Genomic DNA, 1,598 nt, shown 5'->3' with positions numbered 1-1,598 from the left:
GGCTTTGACTCTGATGTCAGCGTTGTTGGTACACCGACCATCACCAAAGGCAGCAATGTCAGCGGTACCGTGAACAGCGCGTTCACAGGTGCAGGCACCAACACGTCGATTATCAGCAACGAAAGCATCGCCGCAGGTTCAACCGCTACACCGACGACAGAAACCTACGACATCAACGTGCGTGTTAAAGTCGCCGCAACAGGCAGCAGCACCAACAACACCTGTACCGCAGCCACAGGCAACGGTTTGTTCAACAATGCCCAAATGACCATTGCGGGTACAGTTAAAGATGCGAACGCATGTGCTGCGACACCGACCGCTCAAACCTCACAATTGACGTTAAAAGTCGACTGGGTCAACGCGACTGTCGGCGAGAAAGTCACTGTTCCAGCCACAACAGGCTTAACCACCAACACCGCAGCGTTTGATGCTGTTAGTACAGGTACTAATAGTGTGTCATCAAGCAATGTCGTGACCGTGATTAACGACACCGTGACCTTGCCAACACCTTCGTTTGCCACCGCAGGCAACGACATCTTCTACGGTTCACCGACCTCTTGGCTGTGTTCGGATGGTGTGAACCCCGATGTCACCGTCGCGTTTGGCAGTACATTTAACTTTGCTAGCAAATATACGGGCAACAGCGTGGTGTGTAATGTCGTCTACACCAGCGTCGTGGCAGGCGTCAACGTCACTAAAGCGGTGACCGCAGGTCCAACGGCAGTGAGCGGCACGGGTGACCAGTTCGACATCACCTACCGTGTCACGGTCAGCAACACCAATGCATCGGCCACAGCGTACAGCTTAAGCGACACATTTGGCTTTGACTCTGATGTCACTGTTGTCGGTACACCGACCATCACCAAAGGCAGCAATGTCAGCGGTACCGTGAACAGCGCGTTCACAGGTTCAGGCACCAACACATCGATTATCAGTAACGAAAGCATCGCTGCAGGTTCAACCGCCACACCAACGACAGAAACCTACGACATCACCGTGCGTGTTAAAGTCGCTGCGACGGGTAGTACAACCAACAACACCTGTACCGCCACAACAGGCAATGGTTTGTTCAACAATGCCCAAATGACCATTGCGGGTACAGTTAAAGATGCGAACGCATGTGCCACCACACCGACTGCACAAACGACACAATTGACCTTCCAAGTCGATTGGTCTAGTGCAACCGTGGGTGAGAAGGTATCCGTCCCTGCCTCAACGGGATTGAACACCAACACCACTGCATTCGATGCCGTCAGCACAGGCAGCAACACCGTCAAATCAAACACCGCCTTGGCGGTGGTGGGTGAAACGGTCACTGTACCCACACCTTCGTTTGCAGTAGCAGGTAACGAGATTTTCTACGGTTCACCGACCTCTTGGTTGTGTTCGGATGGTGTCAATCCCGATGTCACAGTGGCGTTTGGTAGCACACTGGCGTTCGATTCGAAATACGCAGGTCAAACCATGGCATGTAAAGTGGTCTACACCAGCGTTGTGGCAGGCGTCAACGTCACCAAGGCGGTGACTGCAGGCCCAACGGCAGTGAGCGGCACGGGTGACCAGTTCGACATCACCTACCGTGTCACCGTCAGCAACAC

At 53.6% G+C, this 1,598-nt stretch carries 1 protein-coding gene; it reads left to right on the top strand.

Translation table 11 applies throughout. The annotated features are described in order from the left end of the window. On the top strand, window positions 1-1,598 hold a 1,598-nt coding region (locus DFR44_RS11515), incomplete at both ends, for a hypothetical protein (RefSeq protein WP_162845262.1).

The organism is Hydromonas duriensis (genome assembly GCF_004363775.1).
In the GTDB taxonomy this organism is placed as follows: Bacteria; Pseudomonadota; Gammaproteobacteria; order Burkholderiales; family Burkholderiaceae; genus Hydromonas; species Hydromonas duriensis.
The sequence above is the reverse complement of the archived record's forward strand: the minus strand, read 5'-3'. Positions and strand labels throughout refer to the sequence as shown.